Here is a 23,797-nt window from a genome sequence, read left to right on the forward strand (position 1 = left end):
TCAGGCAGTTGGCTCCTGCCGGGTTGACGCCGAAGGAAACTCTGCGAGCCTTGCCGCGTAGCGCGCCATGGTGTCGACTTCGAAATTGACGAAATCGCCCGGCTGGCGTTCACCCCAGGTGGTGACGGTAAGCGTGTGGCGGATCAGGAGAACGTCGAAATCGGTGCCATCGACGGCGTTGACGGTGAGCGAGGTGCCATCGAGTGCGATGGAGCCCTTGGGCGCCACGAATTTCGCCAGATGTTCGGGCGCACGCAGGCGGATGCGCACCGCCTCGCCTTCCGGCTCAACCGACAGGATTTCCGCCTTGCCGTCTACATGGCCGGAAACGATGTGGCCGCCGAGTTCGTCGCCGATCTTGAGCGCGCGCTCGAGATTGACATGCGTGCCCTTCTGCCAACTCGCGATTGTGGTCAGGCGCAGTGCTTCTTCCCACGCCTCAACCTCGTACCAGCGCTCGTTGCTACCGTCTTCCGGCAGCTTCGTTACCGTCAGGCAAACGCCGCCGTGGGAAATGGATGCGCCCATATCGATGGTCTTCGGATCGTAATTGGTCGCCACGCGCAGGCGAACACCCTCCGGCAGCGCTTCCAGCTCGGACACGGTTCCAACGTCGGTGACAATTCCGGTAAACATCAAATCGGCCTTTCATAACAGAAGCAGCGGTCCGGCCCGTAAGCGGTTTCGCTGATCAGAGCATAGTCGCCCGTGATATCGGCACGGCTGAGCGGCGTTTCAATGCCGCCTTTGCCGATCAAGACAGGGCTTTCGAACAACATGATACGATCCACCAATCCAGCTTCGAGGAATGATTTTGCGGCAAAGGCGCCGCCTTCGACCAGAAGTTCCGACATGCCGCGTTCGGCGAGGGTTTGGAGGAGGTGTTCGAGCGTTGGGGCTTCGAGAATCTGGACACCGGCGTCGGTCAGGAGCTGGCGGCGGCGGTCGGGGTTACCCCCCTCTGCCCTGCCGGGCATCTCCCCCACAAGGGGGGAGATCGGCAAGGGGCTGTCCGCTCGTTCAAATTGCGTCTCGGGCGCAACCTCTTCAGCCGTCGATGCAGGGCGGAGCAGCGCTCCATCGATCTCCCCCCTTGTGGGGGAGATGCCCGGCAGGGCAGAGGGGGGTAACGCCGCAACGATCACCGGGACCTCCCGCGCACTCCGCACCAGCTTCGATGTCAGCGGCAACTCAAACTGCCGATCCAGCACGATCCGCAACGGCGAGCGGCTCTCCATGCCGGCAATGCGCACCGTCAGTTCCGGATCATCCGCAATCGCCGTCCGGATACCAACGAGAATGCAGTCGCAGCGCGCCCTAAGCTCATGCACGGCATGGCGCGATTCGGGACCGGTGATCGCCACCTGCCCCTCGCCTTCCCGGCCAATCATCCCATCGGCGGAAATCGCAAGCTTCAGAATCACATGCGGGCGTTTTTTCATCTGGCGTGTGAGGTAGCCGGCAAGCGCCCTCTTGCCCTCATCGCGCAGCAGCCCGGTTTCCACGACAATGCCGGCATCGCGCAATATCTGATAACCGCGGCCGGAAACGCGCTCATCCGGATCGTCTACCGCCACCACGACACGGGCAACCCCATATTCTACCAGCGCGTTCGCGCAGGGCGGGGTTTTGCCCCAGTGGGAACAGGGTTCGAGCGTGACATAGGCGGTTGCGCCCCGCGCCGCCTCGCCGGCCAGCTCCAGCGCCTGGCGTTCGGCATGGGGCCGGCCGCCGATGGCGGTCACGGCTTCGGCGATGATTTTTCCATCCTTGACGAGAACACAACCGACTGAGGGGTTGGTCAGCGTCTGGCCCTGGTGGCGAAGCGAAACCTCGATGGCGCGGGCCATGAACCTTTCGTCATCGGCACGGCTCGTCACGGCTAGACTCCACCATCCGTATCACGGGCGATCTTGGCGTTGATTTCGGCAATCACGTTCTCGAAATCCTCGGCATGGCTGAAATCGCGATAGACCGAGGCGTAACGCACGAAGGCCACGTCATCGAGGCTCTTCAGCGCCTCCAGAACCTGCAGGCCGATTTCTTCCGAGGGAATTTCCGTCTCGCCGGAGCTTTCCAGCCGGCGGGCAATGCCCGACACGGCCCGCTCGATCCGGTCACGATCGACCGGTCGCTTGCGCAGCGCGATCTCGAAGGAACGCACCAGCTTTTCGCGGTCGAAAGGAAGCTTGCGGCCGCTTTTCTTGATGACCATCAGCTCGCGCAGTTGCACGCGCTCATAGGTCGTAAAGCGGCCGCCGCAATCCGGGCAGATGCGCCGCCGGCGGATGGAGGTGTTGTCCTCCGCCGGACGCGAGTCCTTGACCTGTGTGTCTTCGGAACCGCAGAATGGGCAGCGCATCGTCTTCTGTCCTTACATGTAGGGATACATCGGGAAACGGTCCGTCAGGCCGACGACCTTTTCACGCACCGCAGCCTCGACGGAGGCATTGCCTTCATCCGAATTGGCAACCTTCAGACCATCGAGAACCTCGACGATCAGCTTGCCGATTTCGCGGAATTCCGCTTCCTTGAAACCGCGCGTCGTGCCGGCCGGCGTGCCGAGACGGACACCCGAGGTAACGAAGGGCTTTTCCGGATCGAAAGGAATGCCGTTCTTGTTGCAGGTGATGTAAGCGCGGCCGAGGGCTGCTTCCGCACGCTTGCCTGTCGCGTTCTTCTTGCGAAGGTCAACCAGCATCAGGTGGTTGTCAGTGCCGCCGGAGACGACATCGAGGCCGCCTTCGATCAGGGTTTCAGCCAGCGCCTTGGCGTTCTTGACGACCTGTGCCGCATAGTCCTTGAACTCCGGCTTCAGCGCTTCACCGAAGGCAACAGCCTTGGCGGCGATGACGTGCATCAGCGGGCCGCCCTGGAGGCCAGGGAAGACGGCGGAGTTGAACTTCTTCGCCAGATCCTCGTCGTTGGTGAGGATCATGCCGCCGCGCGGGCCGCGCAGCGACTTGTGCGTGGTGGTGGTCGCAACATGGCAATGCGGGAACGGCGAGGGATGCTGGCCACCGGCGACGAGACCGGCGATGTGCGCCATATCGACCATCAGGTAAGCGCCAACTTCATCAGCAATTTCGCGGAAGCGCTTCCAGTCCCAGACACGGGAATAGGCGGTGCCGCCAGCAAGAATGAGCTTCGGCTTATGTTCCTTGGCCTTGCGTTCCACTTCGTCCATGTCGAGCAGGTTGTCGCCTTCGCGCACGCCGTAGGACACGACGTTGAACCACTTGCCGGACATGTTGACCGGGGAACCATGCGTCAGGTGACCACCCGAGTTGAGGTCGAGGCCCATAAAGGTGTCGCCCGGCTGGAGCAGCGCGAGAAACACGGCCTGGTTCATCTGCGAACCGGAGTTTGGCTGAACGTTGGCGAAGTTGACGCCGAACAGCTTCTTTGCGCGCTCGATCGCGAGCTCTTCAGCGATGTCGACGAACTGGCAGCCGCCGTAATAACGTTTGCCCGGATAACCCTCGGCATATTTGTTGGTCATGATCGAACCCTGCGCTTCAAGCACGGCGCGGGACACGATGTTTTCCGAGGCAATCAGTTCGATCTCGTGGCGCTGGCGACCCAGTTCCTTCTCGATCGCGCCGAAAATATCCGGATCGGCTTCGGCAAGCGGGCGGGAGAAGAAAGCATCTGTGTTCGACATGATGAAGGCTCCTGAAACAGTAATGCGATGGGGTCTTAGCGCCCTGCCCCGACAAGAGCAATACGAGCAGCGAGATTTGCCCGTCAAACTGCGACGTCGCGACGAAAAGTGGCAGTTGTTTTTTTTAAAGTAGCGACGAGAGCAGAAAAAGCTGCACGTAGCGGAGAGGATCAGACTTGTGAGGAAAGGCGACAAGCTTTCCTCGCGTCATGCCGGACTGGATCCGGCATCCAGCCCCGACGCGTCTGCGCCGTGAAAGGGCTCTCTCGCGATCAAGGACTTGATCGCACTGTCCCCGAGATCAGGTCCGGGTGACGGCGTATGAGGGCTACGCCGCACCCGGCTAAGCGCGGCCTTCATTCGCGGTAAGAAACTAACAGCAAAGCCCGATCAGTTGCGCGGCAGCAGATCGTCGTCCACGGCACCAGCCGGCTGTTCCATGCCCGCCGTCGTGTTCAGCGCCAGTTCGGCATTGCCGTCCTTGCCGTAGATATCGTCGCGGAACTGAACCACGCCGTCCTTCGCCGACCATGCGGTGATATAGACGAAGTAGACGGGCACTTCCTGTGCGAGCTTGATCGGCGTGTTGACGCGCGAGGCGATGACGCGTTCCATTTCCTGGCGCGACCAGCCGGGCGTGTCGCGCAGCAGCCACGACGTCAGGTCGCGCACGTTCTGCACGCGAACGCAACCGGAGGACTCGAAACGCATCAGCTTGTTGAACAGGCCCTGCTGCGGCGTGTCGTGCATGTATTCGTTGTTCGGGTTGTGGAAGTTGATCTTCGTCGAGGACATGGCGTTGATCTTGCCGGGGTCCTGGCGGAACATCAGGTTCGGCGCCTTCGGTGCGAACCAGTCGACCGTGGTCGGCGAGACTTCCTGTCCCTTGCCGTCGATGAGGCGGATGTTGTTCCGCTCCAGATAGGTCGGGTCCTTCTGCATCAGCGGCACGATGTCCTTTTCGACGATCGAGCGCGGCGCGGTCCAGTAAGGATTGAGGATGACCTCGTAGATCTTGGAATTGATAACGTGCGTGGGACGGCTGGCGCGGCCGACAACGGCAGTATTGCGCAGCACGACGCGTTCGTTTTCAACGGCTTCGATGGCGGCGGCCGGAATATTCACCATCAGATGACGCTGACCGAGATCGCCGGACATCGACTGGATGCGCACAAGGTTGGTCTGCAGCTGCGCCAGGCGGATCTGCGCGGAGACATTGAGCGCCTTGGTGGTGTATTCGCCGCTGACGCCATCAGCCGGAAGGCCGTGACGGGCCTGGAAACGCTTCAGCGCGCCATCGACATAGGAGTCGAAGGCACTGGAAATGCCGGCCTCACGCGGCAGGTCGCCCGATACCATCAGACGCTGGCGCAGCGCCTGAACGGAGGGATCGGAAACGCCGATCTGCAGACGCTGCTGGGATACCGGCACTTCCGGCCAACCGCCATTCTGCACGATCTGCTGATATTGCATGATCGCCTGCTGCATGTAGACAGGGGCTTCGCGGCCGAGAACCGGATTGTTGGAGACGACACCCACGGCCGAACGCGAGGTATTGGCATCGAACTGGTCATCCCAGTTGCCACGGCGCGACGAGCCCATGAGATCGTTCAGCGCGTTCTGCGCAAGAGCCGGCGCAGCAAGTGCAGCAACACCAACGGAAACGGCCGAACGCAGCAGCGTGCGGCGCGATACGGATTCGGAAACGGGTTTTTTTGTCATTCTACCTACCAGCCACTCTCTCAGGCATTCTGAACAATGCCTAAACCAATATGATTAACAAACACGTATAACGCGCCTGCCGGCCGGTAATACTCGATACGCCATGATCAGGGCGCTGGTGTCTGGCAATACAGTCGCACACTTGCCGCAACAACAGGAGAAACAGCCGGCTCCTATGCCTTTGCGCCTCCCATATCAATATGGCCGATTCGTGTCACGGCGCCGTTCTCACGAAGCTGTGTTCGCCTGAAATACAGGGCGATGAGAGAGATTCGAACCCTTGCTTGACAGCCCCGATCGGACGACGTCAGCCCCCGGAATCCTGTAAGCCGGGAGCATGCGAATGCCCCCGGCCTGAAGAGTGGACCGTCGCGAATTAGAGACGGTAAGCGATCGAGTCGTTCCAGAAGCGATCGAGGCGCTGCAGCAGCTTGTTCATTTCGGAGAACTCGCCGGTGCCGATGCCGCCGACCTTTTCGATGGAGCCAACGTGGCGTTCATAAAGGCGGGCGACCGTTTCGGCGATTTCCTGGCCCTTTTCGGTCAGGCTGATGCGGACCGAGCGGCGGTCGACGCGAGAACGCTGGTGGTTGATGAGACCGAGGTCGACCAGCTTCTTGACGTTATAGGAAACGTTCGAGCCGAGGTAGTAACCACGCGAACGAAGCTCGCCGGCGGTCAGTTCCGAATTGCCGATGTTGAACAGCAGCAGAGCCTGGACGGCGTTGACGTCATCGCGGCCCTGACGGTCGAACTCGTCCTTGATGACATCGAGGAGACGGCGGTGGAGGCGTTCCACCAGATGCAGCGACTCCATGTAGAGCGAGCGGATGGTATCTTCATGTGCATCGGCAACAACGGCCTGGGGCTTAACTTTGCTATTGATCATGACTGCCTCACTGTTTTGTTTGGCGGTGTGTTTGTTTGTCTCCCGCCTTGAGTGAGAACCTAATCAATGCGCATAAAATTCTACTTAAAAGCTACGATTAACAAATGGTTACTGGCATTTTGTCCGCGGGCCCCAACTTGTGGCGAAGCGGGACCCGGTAGATATCGTCTTATATAAATCAACGACTTACAGACAAATATCCGCCTGAAACCCAGCCGAATTGCTTTATTCTTATGGTAAATCAATTCTTGCGCGCTCTTCATTCTGGCGCTGATCCAGCCAGAAAGCGACCAGGAATAGTATATAAATGGTTGCCACAAGACCATGCATGACAGGCACCAGCGTGTTGGCGCCGAAGATATGCGGCCACACCTTATACATGGCGATCTGTGTCCCTGCCCCCATGACCCACATGACGGCGCCCCAGGAGGCGCCGAGCCAGAGACCGAGGGCGGCAACCGGGAAAATGACCGCGAGCGCACTGCCCGCCACACGCCATGGAAGATTCAACATATCGAAGCGCCCATGGCCGCCCAGCGAATAGCCAGTCAGCATCGCCCAATATTGCAGGCCGAACCAGAAACAGGACACGGCGACCAGTCTCATGAAGACCAGAAACAGGATTTCGGAAAGCGGGCGCTTCGGCAGAGGTTGAGAATCAGGTTCCATGGCCGGAAGATACGGTCTCGATGGGCGTGCGACCAGTCCATATTGAAACCCGCCGCCACGCTTGTCAAAGCCGCCGCGCCGGAGCGGTAGTTTAGGCAGGGTAGATTGTCGCATTCGCATGGCGGGCGCTTCATGCTATGCAGCTTTCGAAATCTGATCGAAGGACATTCTCACATGCAGGACAAAACGCATCTGGTCGACGAGATCACCGGCCATCGCCGCATGCGGCGCAATCGCAAAGCGGATTGGACGCGCCGTCTGGTGCAGGAAAACCGCCTGACCGTTGACGATCTCATCTGGCCGGTGTTCGTCGTGCCGGGCAACAATATTCTTGAGCCGATCCCGGCCATGCCAGGCGTCAACCGCATGAGCGTCGATAAGCTGGTGGAAGCAGCGAAGGAAGCGGCCGACCTTGGCATTCCCGCCATCGCCACCTTCCCGAATATCGAGATGGAGCTGCGCGACGAGACCGGCTCCAACGCGCTCGAAGCAAACAATCTGATCAATCAGGCGACGCTTGCGGTCAAAAAAGCCGTCCCCAATATCGGCATGATCACCGATGTCGCGCTCGACCCCTTCACCAGCCATGGCCATGACGGCATCCTGCGCGGCGACGAGATCGTCAACGACGAGACCGTGGATCAGGTCGTCAGGGCGGCGATCCTTCAGGCGGAAGCCGGTTCGGACATTATCTCCCCATCGGAGATGATGGATGGCCGCATCGGCGCCATTCGTCGCGGTCTTGATGCGGCCGGGCACCAGAATGTCGGCATCATGGCCTATGCGACGAAATTCTCGTCGGGCTATTACGGCCCCTATCGCGAGGCGATCTCCACCGCCGGCCTGCTGAAGGGTGACAAGAGCAGCTATTACATCAGCCCTGCCAATGGCATGGAGGCGATCCGCGACGCGGCACTCGACGTGGAGGAAGGCGCCGATATGCTGATGGTCAAGCCCGGCCTGCCCTATCTCGATATCTGCTGGCGGCTGAAGGAAAATTTTGGCCTGCCCACTTTCGCCTATCAGGTCTCCGGCGAATATACCCAGATCAAGGCCGCCGCCATGAATGGCTGGATCGACGGCGAGCGGGTGATGATGGAAACGCTTCTCTGTTTCAAGCGTGCGGGCTGTGATGGCATTCTTACCTATTTCGCCATCGAAGCCGCACGGAAACTGGCGAAGGGCTGAAGGCCGAGGCTTATTGTATTCGGTCGTTTTCTTCCCATATTGTCTGCTGACACGGCACTCATGCCGCGCTGTCATGCCGTCTCAGGAGAAAACGACCGATGAGCCTCGACCAGAACCCCACCTATGCCGCACCGGATGACTGGCGCGCCTATAGCGGCGTCCTGAGCCGGCGGGTCTTCGCATTCCTGATCGATTACGCGATCGTTCTCCTCTTGTGCATCCCGGCTGCCGTGATCGTCTTTTTTCTCGGCATCATCACGCTGGGGCTTGGCTTCTTTCTCTACCCGGCGCTGTTCGTCATTGTCGCGGTGCTTTATTTCGGCATGACGCTTGGCGGCCCCTCGCAGGCCACCCCCGGCATGCGCGCCGTGGGAATTGCGATGGCGCGCATGGATGGTCAGCGAATCGATTTTCTGATGTCCACGGTGCACATCGTGCTCTTCTGGATCATCAACTCGGTTTTGACGCCGTTCATCCTGCTGGCGGGCCTGTTTACGGAGCGCTCACGCCTTGTTCACGACTTCCTGCTCGGCACCGTTATCGTCAGAACGCGCTAATTTAGCGGAAAGCCGCGCAAACGCGGCTTTCCGTGTGCCGAATAGCTCATCCCGCAGTTGACGTTTTCCGTCATTTTGCCATTCTGTGACATTATGCATGTCGCTTGAAGCGCCGCCGCCATCTCCGTGAAGTCACGGGGGCGCTTTATAACAGACGCAGGAGGCGATCACGGTTCGATGAACACGCAGGCGACGCCCTCTCCCCAATTCTATCTTACGGCGCCGGCCACATGCCCCTATCTGCCGAACCAGATGGAGCGGAAGGTCTTCACCCATCTCGTTGGCCCGCGCGCCGCTGAAATGAACGACTTGCTGACCCAAGGCGGTTTTAGGCGCTCGCAGAACATCGCCTATCGACCCGCCTGTGAAACCTGCCGCGCCTGCGTCTCCGTTCGCATCCTCACCGAGCAGTTCCAGCCGACGAAATCGATGCGACGCGTTCTCGCCGCCAACAAGGATGTCGTCGCCACCGTTCATGCGGCCGAACCCTCCACCGAACAGTTCGCCCTGTTTCGCCGCTACCTCGACCACCGCCACCAGTCCGGCGGCATGTCCGACATGTCTGCCCTCGATTACGCGATCATGGTGGAAGACACGCACGTGAACACTCGCATCATCGAATATCGCGTCCGCGAACCCGGCTCTGGCATTGATTCCAGCAAACGCGGTGAGTTGCTGGCCGTGGCGCTCAGCGACGTGATGAGCGACGGCCTGTCGATGGTCTATTCGTTCTTCAACCCGGAACTCGAAAAGCGCTCGCTTGGGACCTACATGATCATCGATCATATCACCCGCACCCGCGCGCTCGGCCTGCCTCACGTCTATCTCGGCTATTGGGTCGATGGCTCGGAAAAGATGGGCTACAAGACCCGCTACCACCCGCAGGAGCATCTGACGCCGCGCGGGTGGGAGGTTTATACGCCGGAAGAAAAGTAATTGTTCGCAAAACTTAGCAGATATATTATGATGCACTCCATTTGATAAGGAGTATTTTCATGAAGATAAATTTAATCACGATCGGTGAAGATACTGGTCTTGTCATCCCCAAGCAAATTATCGAACGACTGGGGTGGCAGGCAGGCGACTTGCTCAACATGCATTGTGATGGTGATCTGCTTGAGTTACGAGCTCACAGCGCAAGCGAACAAGCGACAGACAACTTCAATCGTCAGTTAGAATCTGCTCGGCATGCGATGCGCAAATATCATGTTGCCCTAAAGGCGCTTGCCGAGTCATGACGTCTCCATTGGTCCTGTCGCGATAAGCAAGAGGCTTGAACCGCCCCAGGCTAAGCCGGAGCGGCATCTGAATCCTCACCCGCCAAATTTCCCGCTCCGCGGAAAGCCCTTTGGCACAGTGCGGCCCGCTGTTGCGCGGTCGGCGAGCCATTCGCGCAGTTCTTCGCCAACCTTGGTAAAAATACGCCCGGCCGTGTCGGACCAGCTGAGGCCGTCGGCGAGCGCGAAACATTTCACATCCACGACGCCACCGTCCTTGTAGCGCTGCAGGCGCACGCCCTTGCCGCGCGACATTTCCGGGACCTGCGCCAGCGGGAATGCCAGGAGCTTGCGGTTTTCTCCGACCACAGCGACGTGGTCGCCGCTAACGGGAACCGCGAGCTTGGCTTCGTCAGGCATGGATACGTTCATGATCTGCTTGCCCTTGCGGGTATTCGCGACCATTTCGCTTTCTGCGACGATGAACCCATTGCCGGCGGTGGAGACCAACAGCAGCTTGCGTGAGGGATCATGCACGAAGGCGGTCAGGATATCCTGATCGTTTTCCATATCGACCATGATGCGGATCGGCTCGCCATGACCACGACCACCCGGCAGCTTGTCGGCGCCGAGCGTATAGGCCTTGCCGCCAGTCGTCAGCAGCAAGAGCTTGTCCGTGGTCTGTGCCGGGAAAGCCAGTTTCGGGCCGTCTCCTTCCTTGAAGGTGAGCGATGAGGTGTCGGACATATGTCCCTTCAGCGCCCGGATCCAGCCCTTCTGCGAAATGACGATGGTGACCGGCTCCTTCTCGATCATCGCCTGCTGTATGGCCTCGATATCGGCATCCGGCGCATCCGCAAATTGCGTGCGGCGGCGACCGAGTTCGGTCGCCTTCGCGTATTTCTTTTTGACCTCGCCGATTTCCCAGGCGATAGTCTGCCACTGCTTGTCATCAGAAGCGATCAGCGCTTCGATCTCGGCCTTCTCATTCGTCAGTTCGTCGAATTCCTTGCGGATTTCGAATTCCTCGAGCTTGCGCAGATTGCGCAGCCGCATATTGAGGATGGATTCAGCCTGCAGGTCCGTCAGCGACCATTTCGCCATCATCACCTGTTTCGGCTCATCCTCCTCGCGGATGATGCGGATCACCTCGTCGAGGTTGAGATAGGCGATGAGGAGACCGCCTAGAATCTCCAGCCTGCGGTCGATCGCGGCAAGGCGATGGCGGGAACGGCGGACCAGCACGTCCTTGCGATGCGCCAGCCACTCGGTCAGCACCTCGTTCAGCGCCATCACCTTCGGCACCTTGCCGAGCGACAGCACGTTCATGTTGAGCGGCAGGCGGCTTTCGAGGTCGGAGAGACGGAAGAGCGATTCCATCAACAACGTCGCATCGACGGTGCGGCTCTTCGGAACCAGCACGATACGCACATCTTCGGCGGATTCGTCTCTGACATCTTCAAGCAGCGGCAGCTTGCGCGCGATCAGCAATTCGGCGATCTTCTCGATCAACCGCGATTTCTGAACCTGGAACGGAATTTCGGTGATGACGATCTGATAACCGCCGCGGCCCAGGTCTTCCGTTTCCCATTTGGCGCGCACGCGGAACCCACCGCGGCCGGTCTTGTAGGCATCGAGAATGTTCTCGCGGCTTTCGACGATCACGCCGCCGGTCGGCAGGTCGGGACCGGGAATGAACTCGACCAGCTTTTCAACCGGCGCATCGGGATGCTTGATGAGGTACAGCGCCGCGTCACATAGCTCGTGTGCGTTGTGCGGCGGGATCGACGTCGCCATGCCGACAGCGATGCCGGAAGCGCCATTCGCCAGCAGGTTCGGAAACGCGCCGGGCAGAACAACCGGCTCGGAATTGGATTCGTCGTAGGTGTCGCGGAAATCGACCGCATCCTCACCGATACCCTCGAGCAGAAGCTCGGCCACCGCCGTCATCTTGCTTTCGGTGTAACGCATGGCGGCAGGACTATCACCGTCGATGTTACCGAAGTTGCCCTGCCCGTCGACCAGCGGATAACGCAGAGAGAAATCCTGCGCCAGACGCGCTAGCGCATCATAGATCGCCTGGTCGCCGTGGGGGTGGTAGTTACCCATCACCTCACCGACGATCTTCGCGCATTTGCGGAAGGCGGAATTGGGCCTCAGGCCCATTTCGCTCATGGCATACACAATACGGCGGTGGACCGGCTTCAGGCCGTCGCGAACATCCGGCAGCGCACGATGCATGATCGTGGACAAGGCGTAAGCGAGGTAGCGCTCTTCCAGCGCTGCCTTCAAATCGACCGGATGAATATTATCGTCTCCGCCGGACGGAGGTACAAGATTTTTTCCCATGGTGCTTGACTAGCGGAAATGGCGATTCCCGGCAAGAAACACAGGGGTCGCGGCTGTGGATGAAATCACCGCTGCCATTCGGTTTTTTGTTAACCGCGCTCCAAATGCCGCAATGCCGCCGTCATGGGAATCGATCTAAATCCCCTAGACCTTTGAATATCAGCGAATATAAGTATCACCATAAGCATTGAGGCACGGCTTGCAGCCGTACGTTGAGGGAAGAAACATCATGAGACTGAAATCCACCCGGCAGGTTCTTTTTGCGAGCGCCGCGCTTCTCGCCCTATCCGCGCCGGCCTTCGCGCTGGATGGTGGCGACGTGCTGAAGAAGATCAATGCCGCTTACGCTGCCCAGGGCGGTCAGATCGCGGCCGGTACCGTTGCCGTCAACGGCTCGACGGTAACGCTGAACGACGTGACCCTCAGCGCCGTTGCCGACCCGGCCAAGAAAATCCCGGTTGGCAACATCACGCTTGATGGCGTCGAGGAAAACAACGGCGGCTACAAGATCAAGAACGCCCGTTTCGACAACATCGACTACAAGCAGGACAAGGTCGAGATCAAGGCCAGCGACATCTACATGTCCGGCCTCGTCATCCCCGCTGATGCCACCACCGGCACAGTCGATGCGCTGATGTTCTACGACGAAGCCCATAGCGGCCCGATTTCCGTGTCCGTCGACGGCAAGCAGGCCTTCTCGCTCGAGGAAACCAGCGCAACGATGTCGGTCAGCGACGACAAGAATTCGATCGGCTTCGACCTCGACGCCTCCGGCTTCAAGGCCGACCTCAGCGACGTCACCGATCCCGCCACCAAGGATGCCATCGAGAAGCTGAAGCTGCAGGCGCTTTCCGGCGACATGACCATGAGCGGCAGCTGGGAAGTGGCTTCCGGCACTGTTGATGTCGAAGAATACGCGATCGATCTCGATGATGTTGGCCGTCTCAACATGTCGTTCGGTTTCTCCGGCTATACGCTCGCCTTCATCAAGTCGATGCAGGAAACGGTGAAGGCGCAGGCTGCCAATCCGAACAAGGAACAGGCGGACCAGGCCGCGAGCCTTGCCATGCTCGGCCTGATGCAGCAGCTCTCTTTCGTCAACGCCGAGATCAGCTTTGAAGATGCCAGCATCACCAAGCGCGCGATTGACTATGCGGCAAGCCAGCAGGGCATGACCAGCGACCAGCTCGCCCAGACGATCAAGGGCATGGCGCCGATCATGATGGCCTCGCTCAACGTTCCGGAATTGCAGAACATGGTGTCGGCGGCGATCAACACCTATATCGACGATCCGAAGAACTTCTCGATCACGGCAGCGCCGGAAAAGCCGGTGCCGTTCCCCATGATCATGGGCGCTGCCATGGGCGCGCCGAACACCCTGCCGAAAATGCTCGGCGTGACGGTGACGGCAAACGAATAAGACAAGGAAGCCCCGGTCATTGCACCGGGGCTTTTCTTTTGCGCTCAGTGCAGCGGCGCGGCGGCGCCATCCTGCTTATCGTGCAGGGCGAAGCGGTCGATCATGTGGGCGCTTGCCTCGTTGACGCCGATCACCTCGACCCGCCTGCCGGCCTTGCGAAATTTCAGCACCACCTTGTCCAGAGCGCCGACCGCGGAAATGTCCCACAGATGCGCCTGCGTGACATCGATTGTCACCGCCTCAACCTCTTCGGAGAAATCGAAAGCGGCAATGAAGCTTTCCGTCGAGGCGAAGAAAATCTGACCATCGACGCGATAGATCCGCTCCCGGCCATCGGCCGAAAGCTCCGCCCGGACATGGAAGAGTTTCGACACCTTGCCCGCGAAAAACACGCCGGAGAGAAGGACGCCGGCCAGCACGCCCTTTGCGAGATCGTGGGTCGCAAGCACCGTGCCGACCGTGACCAGCATGACGATGCTGGAGGATGGCGGGTTGCGGCGCAGATCGAGGATGGAGCGCCACGAGAATGTGCCGATGGAGACCATGATCATCACCGCCACCAGCGCGGCCATGGGAATGATACGCACGAGATCATCCAGCACCAGTATGAGGAACAGCAGGAACGCGCCCGCGACGAAGGTAGACAAGCGGCCACGACCGCCCGAACTGACATTGATGACGGACTGGCCGATCATGGCGCAGCCGCCCATGCCGCCGATGAGGGCGGAGGCGATATTGCTCGTTCCCTGCCCGATGCATTCCCGGCTCTTGTTGCTGCCCGTATCCGTCATGTCGTCGACGATCTGCGCCGTCAGCAGCGATTCCAGCAGACCGACGGCGGCGAGCGCCACGGAATAGGGAAAGATGATCTGCAGCGTCTCGAAGGTCAGTGGTACCTGTGGCAGGGCGAATATCGGCAGCGTGGAGGGCAATTCACCGAGATCGCCGACCGTGCGGATATCCATGCCGGAGAAGACGGCGACACAGGTGAGAACGATGATGGCGACCAGCGGCGAAGGCACGATTTTGGTGACCAGCGGGAAGAGATAGATGATCGCAAGACCGGCAGCGATCATGACATAGGTTTCGACCGGGACGCCGATCAGTTCCGGCAATTGCGCCATGAAGATCAGGATCGCCAGCGCATTGACGAAGCCGGTCATGACCGAACGCGAGACGAAGCGCATCACCCGGCCGAGTTTTACAAGGCCCGCCAGAATTTGCAGCACGCCCATGAGGATGGTGGCGGCGAAGAGATATTGCAGCCCGTGTTCCTTGACGAGCGTAACCATCAGGACGGCCGTGGCGGCGGTTGCCGCCGAGATCATGCCCGGTCTGCCGCCGGTGAAGGCGGAAACGCAGGCGATCGCAAAGGAGGCGAACAACCCCACCTTCGGATCGACCCCGGCGATGACGGAAAAGCCGATGGCTTCGGGAATGAGGGCGAGTGCCACGACGATGCCGGAAAGGAGATCGCCGCGAATATTGGAAAACCACTCACGTCTGTAAGTCTGAAATCTGTTCATCTGATTTTTTCGCAAATAATGACGCACCGGCCGGAGCCATGTCCGGTAGATTGAAATGAAATGTCGGTGCTTTGCGTTGTCTGGCGGATCGGCGGCCAGAAGAGCCACCCGGGATTTCACCGGGTCCGTGGTGAGTAATTCACCTATAAACAGCAAAAAAGCGGGCCGCAAGTTGCACTCCCGCTTTCGATGTCTGCAATCGTATGCCTCATGCCGCTGTGCGCAAGACCGCTAGAGCTTCAGCCGCTCGCGAAAGAAGACGAGCGCTACGGCTACACCGGTCGCGACACCCACGATCACATCGACAAAACGGACAAAGCCGGCAACCTGCGGCCCCATGAGGAGGACCAGCATGGCCGAGGCCCCCGCCTGGATCGGCACGACTGCCGGCAGACCGAAGGTGGTGGCGAGGATCATGGCGATGAAGGTCGCCGAGGCGAGCCGGATTTCAGCGAAATCGTGCGGGACGAGAAGTGCCACCTCCCCCACGAGGATACCGATGGTGACGCCAACCATCAGCCCTAGTCCCTGACGGACGTGGCTTGGGATGCCGGGAGAGAGACAGATCAGCGCGCTGATCGCGGCGAAGACCGGCTGGCTGTGGCCAAGCCATTCTCGCGCAATCCAGAACGCAAAAGCGGCCGCAAGTGCGGCCGCCAATGCACGGGTGAAGGCTGCGCGAACACGGTCGAGCAGCGTCTTCAACACGATCAGTCCTTCTTGGACGGAACGACGCGCAGCGCCAGCTCACGAAGCTGCGTCGGCGTTGCCGGCGATGGCGCGTTCATCAAGAGGTCCTGCGCCTGCTGGTTCATCGGGAACAGCGTGATTTCGCGCAGGTTCTTCGCACCGACCAGCAGCATGACCACACGGTCGATACCGAACGCGCAGCCGCCATGCGGAGGCGCGCCGTACTGGAAGGCACGGTAGAGACCGCCGAAGCGCTCTTCAACGTCGGTCTGCGACAGGCCAACCTTCTCGAAAGCCTTGACCATCAACTCCGGCGACTGGTTACGGATCGAGCCGGAGGCGATTTCGAAGCCGTTACAGACCGCGTCGTATTGGAACGCCTTGATGGAGAGCGGATCCTGCCCTTCCAGCGCTTCCAGACCACCCTGCGGCATGGAGAAGGGGTTGTGGGCGAAATCGATCTTCTTTTCTTCTTCGTTGTATTCGAAGAAGGGGAAGTCGACGATCCAGCACATTTCGAAACGGTCGCGGTCGATCAGGTTCAGCTCGTCGGCAGCGCGGGTGCGTGCTTCCCCAGCAAACTTGTAGAACTTGGCGGGATCACCGGCAACGAAGAAGCAGGCGTCGCCAGCCTCGAGGCCGAGCTGCTGGCGCAGCGCCTCGGTGCGTTCCTCGCCAATGTTCTTGGCGAGAGGGCCTGAACCGCCGACCTTGCCGTCCTCTTCCTTCCAGAAGATGTAACCAAGGCCGGGCTGGCCCTGAGACTGGGCCCAGGCGTTCATGCGGTCGCAGAAAGCGCGCGAACCGCCGGTCTTGGCCGGGATTGCCCAGACCTGAACCTTGGGGTTGGAGGCGATCATATTCGCGAAGACCTTGAAGCCCGAGCCGTCGAAGTGCTCGGTCACGGCCTGCATGACGATCGGATTGCGCAGGTCCGGCTTGTCGGAGCCGTATTTGCGGATCGCCTCGTCGTAGGGGATGCGCGGCCACTCTTTGGTTACAGGTTTACCTTCGGCAAACTTTTCGAAGACGGCCGTCATCATCGGCTCCATCGTGGTCCAGACATCTTCCTGGGTCACGAAGCTCATTTCGACATCGAGCTGGTAGAATTCGCCCGGCAGGCGGTCGGCGCGCGGGTCTTCGTCGCGGAAGCACGGCGCGATCTGGAAGTAGCGGTCGAAACCCGCCACCATCAGAAGCTGCTTGTACTGCTGCGGCGCCTGCGGCAGCGCGAAGAACTTGCCTTCATGAATACGCGACGGCACGAGGAAGTCGCGCGCGCCTTCCGGCGAGGAGGCCGTGAGGATTGGCGTCGTATATTCGGCAAAGCCGGCATCGGCCATGCCGGTGCGCATGGCGGAGATGATCTGCGTGCGCTTGACGATGTTCTTGTGCAGCGTTTCGCGGCGCAGGTCGAGGAAGCGGTACTTCAGGCGGACGTCTTCAGGATAGTCAGGCTCGCCGAAGACCGGCAGCGGCAATTCCTTGGCGAAGCCGAGAACCTCGATCTCCTGGGCGTAAAGTTCGATCTCGCCGGTCGCCATGCCCTTGTTGACGGTGTCTTCCGAACGCGCCTTGACGAGGCCGTCGATGCGGATGACCCATTCGCCGCGCACGGTTTCCGCAACCTTGAACGCCGGGCTGTCAGGATCGGCAACCACCTGGGTGATGCCGTAATGGTCGCGAAGGTCGATGAAGAGGACGCCGCCATGATCTCGCACGCGGTGAACCCAACCGGAAAGGCGAACGGTTTCGCCGACGTCGGACTTGCGGAGAGCGGCACAGGTGTGGCTGCGGTAACGATGCATTTTTTTATCCTGGAACGTGTCGTGGGCCCGTTGGAGGCCAGATGGGCGGCACTGTCGAAATTTGCCGGAAAAGCGCATGGCCAGCCCGATTTGTCAAGGCAAAGCGCAACAATGTCGCCTTCAGCCTGTCCTTTCCCCCGCCTTGGCTTTAGATAGTGCTTATTCAGCCCGCCAAACCGAGTCGGCCCGCAATGAGCCAGATCAGACCTCTCATCCCGCTTCTCATCACCGCCGGCATTCTGATCGGCGGCAACGGCCTGCAGGGAACCTATATTGCCCTGCGCGGCATCTCCGAAGGTTTTTCCGCCAGCACCATCGGCGTCATCAGCGCCGCCTACAGCATCGGATTCGCACTCGGCTGCATTTCTGTGACGCGACTTCTGCGCAAGATCGGCCATATCAGAACCTTCGCGACCATGGCGGCGGTCGCCTCGGCCGCTTCGATCGCCATGCCGCTCATCCTGCATCCGCTGTTCTGGATGTTGATGCGTTTCGTCATCGGCATCGCCGTCGCCTGTCTTTTTGCGGCCATCGAAAGCTGGATCAATGCGCAGGTGACGAATTCCAATCGCGCGCGCACGCTTTCCATCTATCGTTTCGTCGATCTCGGCTCCGTGACGCTGGCGCAATATGTCATAGCCGTGATGGGTGTCGAGGGGCCGGTTGTTTTTTCGCTAATCGCGATAGCACTCGTGCTGTCGCTGGTGCCGATCTCGCTTGCCGACAAGTCCAACCCTGCCCCGCCGAAGCAGATTCCCTTCGACCTTTTTGCCGTGTGGCGCATTTCTCCGCTTGCCGTCGTCGGTTGCGTGGCGGTCGGTCTCAGCATGGCGGCCTTCCGCAATATCGGGCCGATCTATGCCGAGCAGATCGGCTTTTCGGTCACGGCCATCGCCACCTTCATGAGTGCGGGCATTATCGGCGGAGTCGTGCTGCAATATCCGCTCGGCGTTTATTCCGACCGCTACGACCGACGCATCATCATTCTCGCCACCACGGCGGCCTCTGTCATCGTCGGGCTGTTTCTCGCCTTCTTCGCCGGCACGGACGAATGGAGCAATATCATCGGCGTCTTCATCTTCGGCGCGTTTGCGCTGCCGCTTTATTCCCTGAGTTCGGCGCATGGCAACGACCACGCCAGGGAAGGCGAACACGCGATGATGTCGGCCGGGCTGCTGTTCTTCTGGTCGGTCGGGGCGACCGTCGGGCCGCTTCTCGCCTCCGTCCTGATCGATCATTTCGGGCCGAAGGCGCTGTTCGGCTATACCGCGGCGATCCAGATCGTTTTCATCGTCTATACCATATACCGGCTACAGGTGCGTGAAGGCGTTCCCGTAGAGGAAAGGAACTGGCGGTTCAGTTCGCTGTTGCGCACCTCGGCCTATTTCCAGAAGCTCGCAGCACCCGCGCCACCCAAAAAAAATGGATTGGAGCCTGATCCGCCCGAGAAAAACGATCCATGAGCCTTGAAAAGCTGGCTTTGTATTGACATGCGCCCGGCAAAGGGAAAGTAAGACGGATAATTTTCACGAGTGGCCATTTGCAATGATTGAAACGACTGCCGCCCTCGCCGAAGCCTGCACGGAACTGGCGAAATCGGAATTCATTACCATCGACACCGAATTTTTGCGGGAAACCACCTTCTGGCCGGAGCTGTGCCTCGTGCAGATGGCGAGCCCGACGCTCGAGGTGCTGGTCGATCCGCTGGCCAAGGGCATCGATCTGACCCCGATGTTCGAACTGATGGCCAATCCAAATGTCGTGAAGGTTTTCCATGCCGCACGGCAGGATATCGAGATCATCTACCATCTTGGCGGCCTCATTCCGCATCCGATCTTCGATACGCAGGTCGCCGCCATGGTCTGCGGTTTCGGCGATTCGATCTCCTACGACCAGCTGGTGCAGAAGATCAAAAATGTGCAGATCGACAAATCCTCGCGCTTTACCGACTGGAGCCGCCGTCCGCTGACCGAAAAGCAGCTGGATTATGCGCTCGCAGACGTCACTCACCTGCGCGACGTCTATCTGGCGCTGAAGGCGCAGCTGGAGCGTGAAGGCCGCTCGCTGTGGCTGACCGAAGAGATGGACATTCTGGAATCGCGCGACACCTATGACATGCACCCTGACGATGCATGGCTGCGGCTGAAATCGCGCCTTCGCAAGCCGACGGAACTCGCCATTCTCAAATTTGTCGCCGCCTGGCGCGAGCGGGAGGCGCGCTCCCGCAACGTACCGCGTTCGCGCGTGCTGAAGGACGATGCGATCTTCGAAATTGCGCAGCAGCAGCCGAAGGATGCCGAGGCGCTGTCGCGGCTTCGCACCATCCCCAAGGGCTGGGAACGCTCCGCCTCCGGCACGGCCATCATCGAGACAGTGAATGCGGCGCTGGCACTTCCGAAGGAAGAGATGCCCAAGGCGCCGCGTCACAGCCATGCACCGGAAGGCACCGGCGCTGCCGTGGAGTTGCTCAAAGTCCTGCTGAAACTGACGGCAGACAAGCACGGCGTCGCTGCAAAGGTCATTGCCAATAGCGACGATCTGGACAAGATCGCTTCCGAAGGCGAAAAGGCGACGGTTGCGGCGCTTTCCGGTTGGCGGCGTGAGCTGTTCGGCGATGTGGCGCTCAAGCTCATCAATGGCGAAGTCGCGCTGCGTTTTGCTGGCAAGAAGGTCGAGGCAGTGGAAGTGGCGGCGAACGGGACCTAATCGCCCGTCCCTGACCCACCTGCCCTCCATCGCGCTGTTTTCTCCGGCGCATTGCTTCGGTAGCCGTCTTGCCGAACCGCGCCTGGTGCAGACATTGAGCCGTCGATGAGGCCTCTCATGCGCGGGGTTCGATGCCGTTGCGGCAAGGGCGCAACAGCGCCACCAATCCTGCGTGCAACCTTACCGATTAATCACTTTTTGCGGCGCATTTTCCACACTAATGTCGCATATGGCCTGAACAGAAGCTGTGCCCGAGAGGGTGCAAGCCTTCCTTTCCGAGATCGGAATCGCCATGAGAAAATTGCTGCCAATTCTGGATTACGTGGTGCTGTTCGTTGCCGTGGCGGGCAGCGGCGTGGCCTACGCATTTCTGGAGTATGGCGGCGGCGCCTTGATCGGCGCGACCTATGCACTCTTCGCCTGCGCCCCGATTCTCGCTTTTGAACGCGGCTACATCATGCCCGGCCTGTCGCGGCAGGTCAGCGCGTTACCCACGCCCGCCTATATCGCCGTCGGGCTTCTCATCTACGCCATTCTCGTCTTTTGCGGCTTTGGACTTGGCGGCACCATCCTTTGGCTCAGCGGCATCTTTCCCGGCACCTGGAAACGCGCGGTGCATGCCGAAGTACAGACGCTGGTCTTCACGCTCATCGTCTGCGGCATCATCGTCTTCATCATGCGCGTGCGCGAGCTTCTGGGCCGCGATATCTTCATCGATCTCATTCTCGGGCGCTATCGCCGCCCGGTCAGCGAAGACCGCGTCTTCATCTTCATCGATCTCGTCGGCTCTACCTCCTTCGCAGAGACCCACGGGGACCTGAAAGCGCAGGAATTCCTGGGCGAAATCTTCGCAAGCTATGCCGCGCCGGTGAGGAGGCATGGCGGGGTTATCGATGATTACATTGGCGATGCCGCCATCATCACCTGGCCCTATCACATGGCGATAAGGCGCGCGGCCTGTGTGCGCTGCGTGTTCGATATTCTGGCAACCATCGAGGAGAAACGCGACATCTGGCTGTCCCGCTTCGGGGAAGTGCCGCGCCTGCGTTTTGCGATCCATGGCGGTCCTGTCATCACGGCGGAAATCGGCGTCGACCACCACAAGATCACCTATTTCGGCGACACGGTGAACACGACCTCAAGGCTCGAATCGCTGAGCAAGATGCTCGGCCATCCGGTGCTGATTTCCGCCGATCTCGCCCACCAGCTGGTCCTTCCCAAGGGCGTGCGCAGCGAATATCTCGGCGAACATGCGGTGAAGGGCCGCGGCCAGACGCTCGGCGTCTGCACGCTCAGTCAATATCAGGCTCCCACCGCATAATTTCATCAAAGCTTCAAACGCCAATCACCTGCCTGTCATGCGACACCCCTATCGCCTCAAGCCTGTCTTCAACAGGTATTGAGAGGGGTCTCATCATGAAGCACGTTCTTTTTGCGTCCTGCGCCATCTTGGCATTCGCTTGCGCATCCCATGCCGCCGAACAGGAATTTCCGGCAAAGCTGGTCTCCCACGCCATCCTGCCGGCAGACACCGTCATTCCAGCGCCTGCTGACGCACCCGACCATCTCAAGACCTCTGCCAAGTTCACCACCGCCGACCGCAAGCGCGCGGAAGGTCTTGGCACCGTGCCGGGCAAGGATGGCGTGCGCCTGACCGGCCTTTCCATGCCGTTCAACGGCCAGCCGATGCAGGGTTTCTCCGGCATCAAGGCGATGCCCGACGGCAGCTTCTGGAGCCTTTCCGACAACGGTTTCGGTTCCAAGCTTAACTCCAGCGACGGCATGCTGATGCTTCACCATCTGAAGTTCGACTGGGACGCCGGCAAGGTCAACGCGCTTGAAACCGTGTTCCTCTCCGACCCTGATATGAAGGCGCCCTTCCCCATCGTCCTCGAAGGCTCGAGCAAGCGTTACCTGACGGGCGCCGATTTCGACGTCGAATCGATTCAGCCGGTTGCCGATGGTTTCTGGGTTGGCGAGGAATTCGGCCCCTACATCCTGAAATTCACCCGTGACGGCAAGCTGACCGACGTGATCTCCACCAAGGCAGGCGACATCGAGGTGAAGTCTCCGGATCATCCGACGCTTGCTCTGCCCGGCAACCCCACGCAGAAAATGCCGGCCTTCAACCTGAAACGCTCTGGCGGTTATGAAGGCATGGCGCTCTCCAAGGATGGCTCCAAGCTCTACGGCCTTCTCGAAGGCCCGCTTTACATGGCCGACGGCCAGGTGGAGAAGACCGAGGACGGCGCAACCGCCCTGCGCATCATCGAACTCGACACCGCCAGGAAGGAATGGACCGGCCGCACCTGGCTTTATCCGCTGGCGCAGGGTGGCGAAGCCATCGGCGACTTCAACATGCTTGATGACAGCACCGCACTCGTGATCGAACGCGACAACGGCGCCGGCACCGCCGACAAGGCCTGCGCCGACCCCAAGAAGCCGGAAGCGAACTGCTTTGCCGTGCCCTCCAAGGTGAAGCGCATCTACAAGATCGAATTTAATGACGCCAATGTCGGCAAGGCCGCGCGCAAGATCGGCTACATCGATCTCTTGAAAATCTCCGATCCCGACAACAAGAAGCGTCAGGGCGGCGGCAATGGTTATTACGACATGCCTTTCGTCACCATCGAGAATGTCGACCGCGTCGATGCCACGCATATCCTCGTCGGCAATGACAACAACCTGCCCTTCTCGGCCGGCCGCGCCCTGGACAAGGCTGACGACAATGAATTCGTTCTGCTTGAGGTCAAGGATTTACTTGACGCGAAGTAACAAAGACAGTCGTGGCGGCGGATCTTTTTCAGCCGCCGCGACTCTAGATGCGCCCTTCATTTCTTTGAAAGCCATATGCTCCGTCTTTACCGAAATCGAATCGGCCGAGCGTTCGGACACAGAGAGGCGTGGCGTCCGGTTTGATCAGTTGATCAAGCGAACCGTCCGGGTTTATGCGAAAAGCCGATGCAGAGCTGATTTCGCATACCTCACCTGCACCTGACAAAATATGCGACATGAATCGATCTTCAAACAGGATGTTGCCATCCGACGTTTCGCACACGTCCACCCGTTCGCCGCCGCCTGGGTCGGAGCCGATTTCGGTTCTAAGCGACTCGCCACCGTGGCGCTCCACCGTCACGAACCGCTTGTATTCTGCCAATAGTGGGTGACTGTTATAGCGTTCGAGTGTTATCTTCATGTCATTCGTTTCAAATGTGGAAATGTCGGCCAGCGGAAAATCACCGCGCTGGTAACGCTCGGACATGCTATTCATGCGCGTTCCCGAAAACGCCGAGAGAGCAATCACGCCGATGACGATCGGCACGGTCCACCTGATAATTTTCATAAATATACATCACCTCAAAAATTGAGATGAGTACGGATAAATTTACGGC

The 23,797-nt window shown here is 59.7% G+C and carries 21 protein-coding genes and 1 other annotated feature; of the genes, 9 read left to right on the forward strand and 12 right to left on the reverse strand.

What is annotated here, in order from left to right; translation table 11 throughout:
• From AT6N2_RS04705 to AT6N2_RS04735, 7 genes are all read right to left on the reverse strand, one after another.
• Positions 1-636, reverse strand: coding sequence for a riboflavin synthase (locus tag AT6N2_RS04705; RefSeq protein WP_209088872.1), 636 nt, complete (start codon positions 634-636; stop codon positions 1-3).
• Positions 636-1,880: a bifunctional diaminohydroxyphosphoribosylaminopyrimidine deaminase/5-amino-6-(5-phosphoribosylamino)uracil reductase RibD gene (gene ribD, locus AT6N2_RS04710; protein ID WP_209088874.1), complete on the reverse strand. Its 1,245-nt coding sequence runs from the start codon at positions 1,878-1,880 to the stop codon at positions 636-638. The genes AT6N2_RS04705 and ribD overlap by 1 nt, the downstream gene beginning before the upstream one ends.
• A gap of 2 nt (positions 1,881-1,882) precedes the next feature.
• On the reverse strand, positions 1,883-2,362 hold the full coding sequence (nrdR, locus tag AT6N2_RS04715; protein WP_063951297.1) for a transcriptional regulator NrdR: 480 nt from the start codon (positions 2,360-2,362) through the stop codon (positions 1,883-1,885).
• Between the two features lie 12 nt (positions 2,363-2,374).
• On the reverse strand, positions 2,375-3,664 hold the full coding sequence (gene glyA, locus AT6N2_RS04720) for a serine hydroxymethyltransferase (protein ID WP_063951298.1): 1,290 nt from the start codon (positions 3,662-3,664) through the stop codon (positions 2,375-2,377).
• Positions 3,665-4,054: 390 nt separating this feature from the next.
• Complete coding sequence (locus AT6N2_RS04725; RefSeq protein ID WP_063951299.1) at positions 4,055-5,386, reverse strand: L,D-transpeptidase family protein; 1,332 nt, start codon at positions 5,384-5,386, stop codon at positions 4,055-4,057.
• Between the two features lie 376 nt (positions 5,387-5,762).
• Positions 5,763-6,272 carry a transcriptional regulator LdtR gene (ldtR, locus tag AT6N2_RS04730; RefSeq protein WP_026363448.1) on the reverse strand — a complete coding sequence of 170 codons (510 nt, stop codon included), beginning with the start codon at positions 6,270-6,272 and terminating at the stop codon, positions 5,763-5,765.
• A 234-nt stretch (positions 6,273-6,506) separates the two neighbouring features.
• Positions 6,507-6,944 (reverse strand): DUF6163 family protein, encoded by a 438-nt coding sequence (locus AT6N2_RS04735; RefSeq protein WP_063951355.1) that lies wholly within the window; start codon positions 6,942-6,944, stop codon positions 6,507-6,509.
• Positions 6,945-7,118: 174 nt separating this feature from the next.
• Between AT6N2_RS04735 and hemB the strand changes: the two genes are divergently transcribed.
• The 4 genes from hemB (at position 7,119) to AT6N2_RS04755 (ending at position 9,927) form a co-directional block, all read left to right on the forward strand.
• Entirely contained in the window at positions 7,119-8,132 is a 1,014-nt protein-coding gene (gene hemB, locus AT6N2_RS04740; RefSeq protein WP_209088877.1) for a porphobilinogen synthase, read from the forward strand.
• 98 nt (positions 8,133-8,230) lie between these two features.
• A complete protein-coding gene (locus tag AT6N2_RS04745; protein ID WP_063951357.1) occupies positions 8,231-8,689 on the forward strand; it encodes an RDD family protein in 459 nt (152 codons plus the stop codon).
• A gap of 177 nt (positions 8,690-8,866) precedes the next feature.
• Positions 8,867-9,625 (forward strand): arginyltransferase, encoded by a 759-nt coding sequence (locus AT6N2_RS04750; RefSeq protein ID WP_209088880.1) that lies wholly within the window; start codon positions 8,867-8,869, stop codon positions 9,623-9,625.
• 59 nt (positions 9,626-9,684) lie between these two features.
• Positions 9,685-9,927: an AbrB/MazE/SpoVT family DNA-binding domain-containing protein gene (locus AT6N2_RS04755; RefSeq protein ID WP_209088882.1), complete on the forward strand. Its 243-nt coding sequence runs from the start codon at positions 9,685-9,687 to the stop codon at positions 9,925-9,927.
• A 75-nt stretch (positions 9,928-10,002) separates the two neighbouring features.
• On the opposite strand, the gene parC is transcribed toward AT6N2_RS04755, so the two are convergent.
• Positions 10,003-12,255 carry a DNA topoisomerase IV subunit A gene (gene parC, locus AT6N2_RS04760; RefSeq protein ID WP_063951361.1) on the reverse strand — a complete coding sequence of 751 codons (2,253 nt, stop codon included), beginning with the start codon at positions 12,253-12,255 and terminating at the stop codon, positions 10,003-10,005.
• Positions 12,256-12,484: 229 nt separating this feature from the next.
• Between parC and AT6N2_RS04765 the strand changes: the two genes are divergently transcribed.
• Complete coding sequence (locus AT6N2_RS04765; protein ID WP_063951362.1) at positions 12,485-13,675, forward strand: hypothetical protein; 1,191 nt, start codon at positions 12,485-12,487, stop codon at positions 13,673-13,675.
• Positions 13,676-13,719: 44 nt separating this feature from the next.
• On the opposite strand, the gene AT6N2_RS04770 is transcribed toward AT6N2_RS04765, so the two are convergent.
• The 3 genes from AT6N2_RS04770 to aspS all read right to left on the reverse strand — a co-directional run bounded on the left by AT6N2_RS04770 (position 13,720) and on the right by aspS (position 17,699).
• A complete protein-coding gene (locus AT6N2_RS04770) occupies positions 13,720-15,201 on the reverse strand; it encodes a SulP family inorganic anion transporter (RefSeq protein ID WP_209088885.1) in 1,482 nt (493 codons plus the stop codon).
• A 74-nt stretch (positions 15,202-15,275) separates the two neighbouring features.
• Positions 15,276-15,331: a sequence feature (sul1 is cis-regulatory element that is thought to sense ions involved in sulfur or methionine metabolism; They are found in Alphaproteobacteria), on the reverse strand.
• 101 nt (positions 15,332-15,432) lie between these two features.
• Entirely contained in the window at positions 15,433-15,909 is a 477-nt protein-coding gene (locus tag AT6N2_RS04775) for an FUSC family protein (RefSeq protein WP_063951363.1), read from the reverse strand.
• A 2-nt stretch (positions 15,910-15,911) separates the two neighbouring features.
• The gene (gene aspS, locus AT6N2_RS04780) at positions 15,912-17,699 is read right to left on the reverse strand and encodes an aspartate--tRNA ligase (RefSeq protein WP_209088887.1); all 1,788 of its coding nucleotides are present in this window, start codon (positions 17,697-17,699) and stop codon (positions 15,912-15,914) included.
• 191 nt (positions 17,700-17,890) lie between these two features.
• Here aspS and AT6N2_RS04785 point away from each other — a divergent pair, with 191 nt between their 5' ends.
• The 4 genes from AT6N2_RS04785 (at position 17,891) to AT6N2_RS04800 (ending at position 23,180) form a co-directional block, all read left to right on the forward strand.
• The gene (locus AT6N2_RS04785) at positions 17,891-19,162 is read left to right on the forward strand and encodes an MFS transporter (protein WP_209088890.1); all 1,272 of its coding nucleotides are present in this window, start codon (positions 17,891-17,893) and stop codon (positions 19,160-19,162) included.
• An 82-nt stretch (positions 19,163-19,244) separates the two neighbouring features.
• Positions 19,245-20,405 carry a ribonuclease D gene (rnd, locus tag AT6N2_RS04790; RefSeq protein WP_209088893.1) on the forward strand — a complete coding sequence of 387 codons (1,161 nt, stop codon included), beginning with the start codon at positions 19,245-19,247 and terminating at the stop codon, positions 20,403-20,405.
• A 292-nt stretch (positions 20,406-20,697) separates the two neighbouring features.
• Entirely contained in the window at positions 20,698-21,726 is a 1,029-nt protein-coding gene (locus tag AT6N2_RS04795) for an adenylate/guanylate cyclase domain-containing protein (RefSeq protein ID WP_209088896.1), read from the forward strand.
• Positions 21,727-21,821: 95 nt separating this feature from the next.
• Positions 21,822-23,180, forward strand: a complete 1,359-nt coding sequence (locus AT6N2_RS04800; RefSeq protein ID WP_209088899.1) for an esterase-like activity of phytase family protein — start codon at positions 21,822-21,824, stop codon at positions 23,178-23,180.
• 43 nt (positions 23,181-23,223) lie between these two features.
• Here the strand turns inward: AT6N2_RS04800 and AT6N2_RS04805 are convergent, their stop codons facing one another.
• Complete coding sequence (locus tag AT6N2_RS04805) at positions 23,224-23,748, reverse strand: hypothetical protein (protein WP_209088902.1); 525 nt, start codon at positions 23,746-23,748, stop codon at positions 23,224-23,226.
• Positions 23,749-23,797 lie beyond the last annotated feature (49 nt).

Source organism: Agrobacterium tumefaciens (genome assembly GCF_017726655.1).
Classification (GTDB): Bacteria; Pseudomonadota; Alphaproteobacteria; order Rhizobiales; family Rhizobiaceae; genus Agrobacterium; species Agrobacterium tumefaciens_B.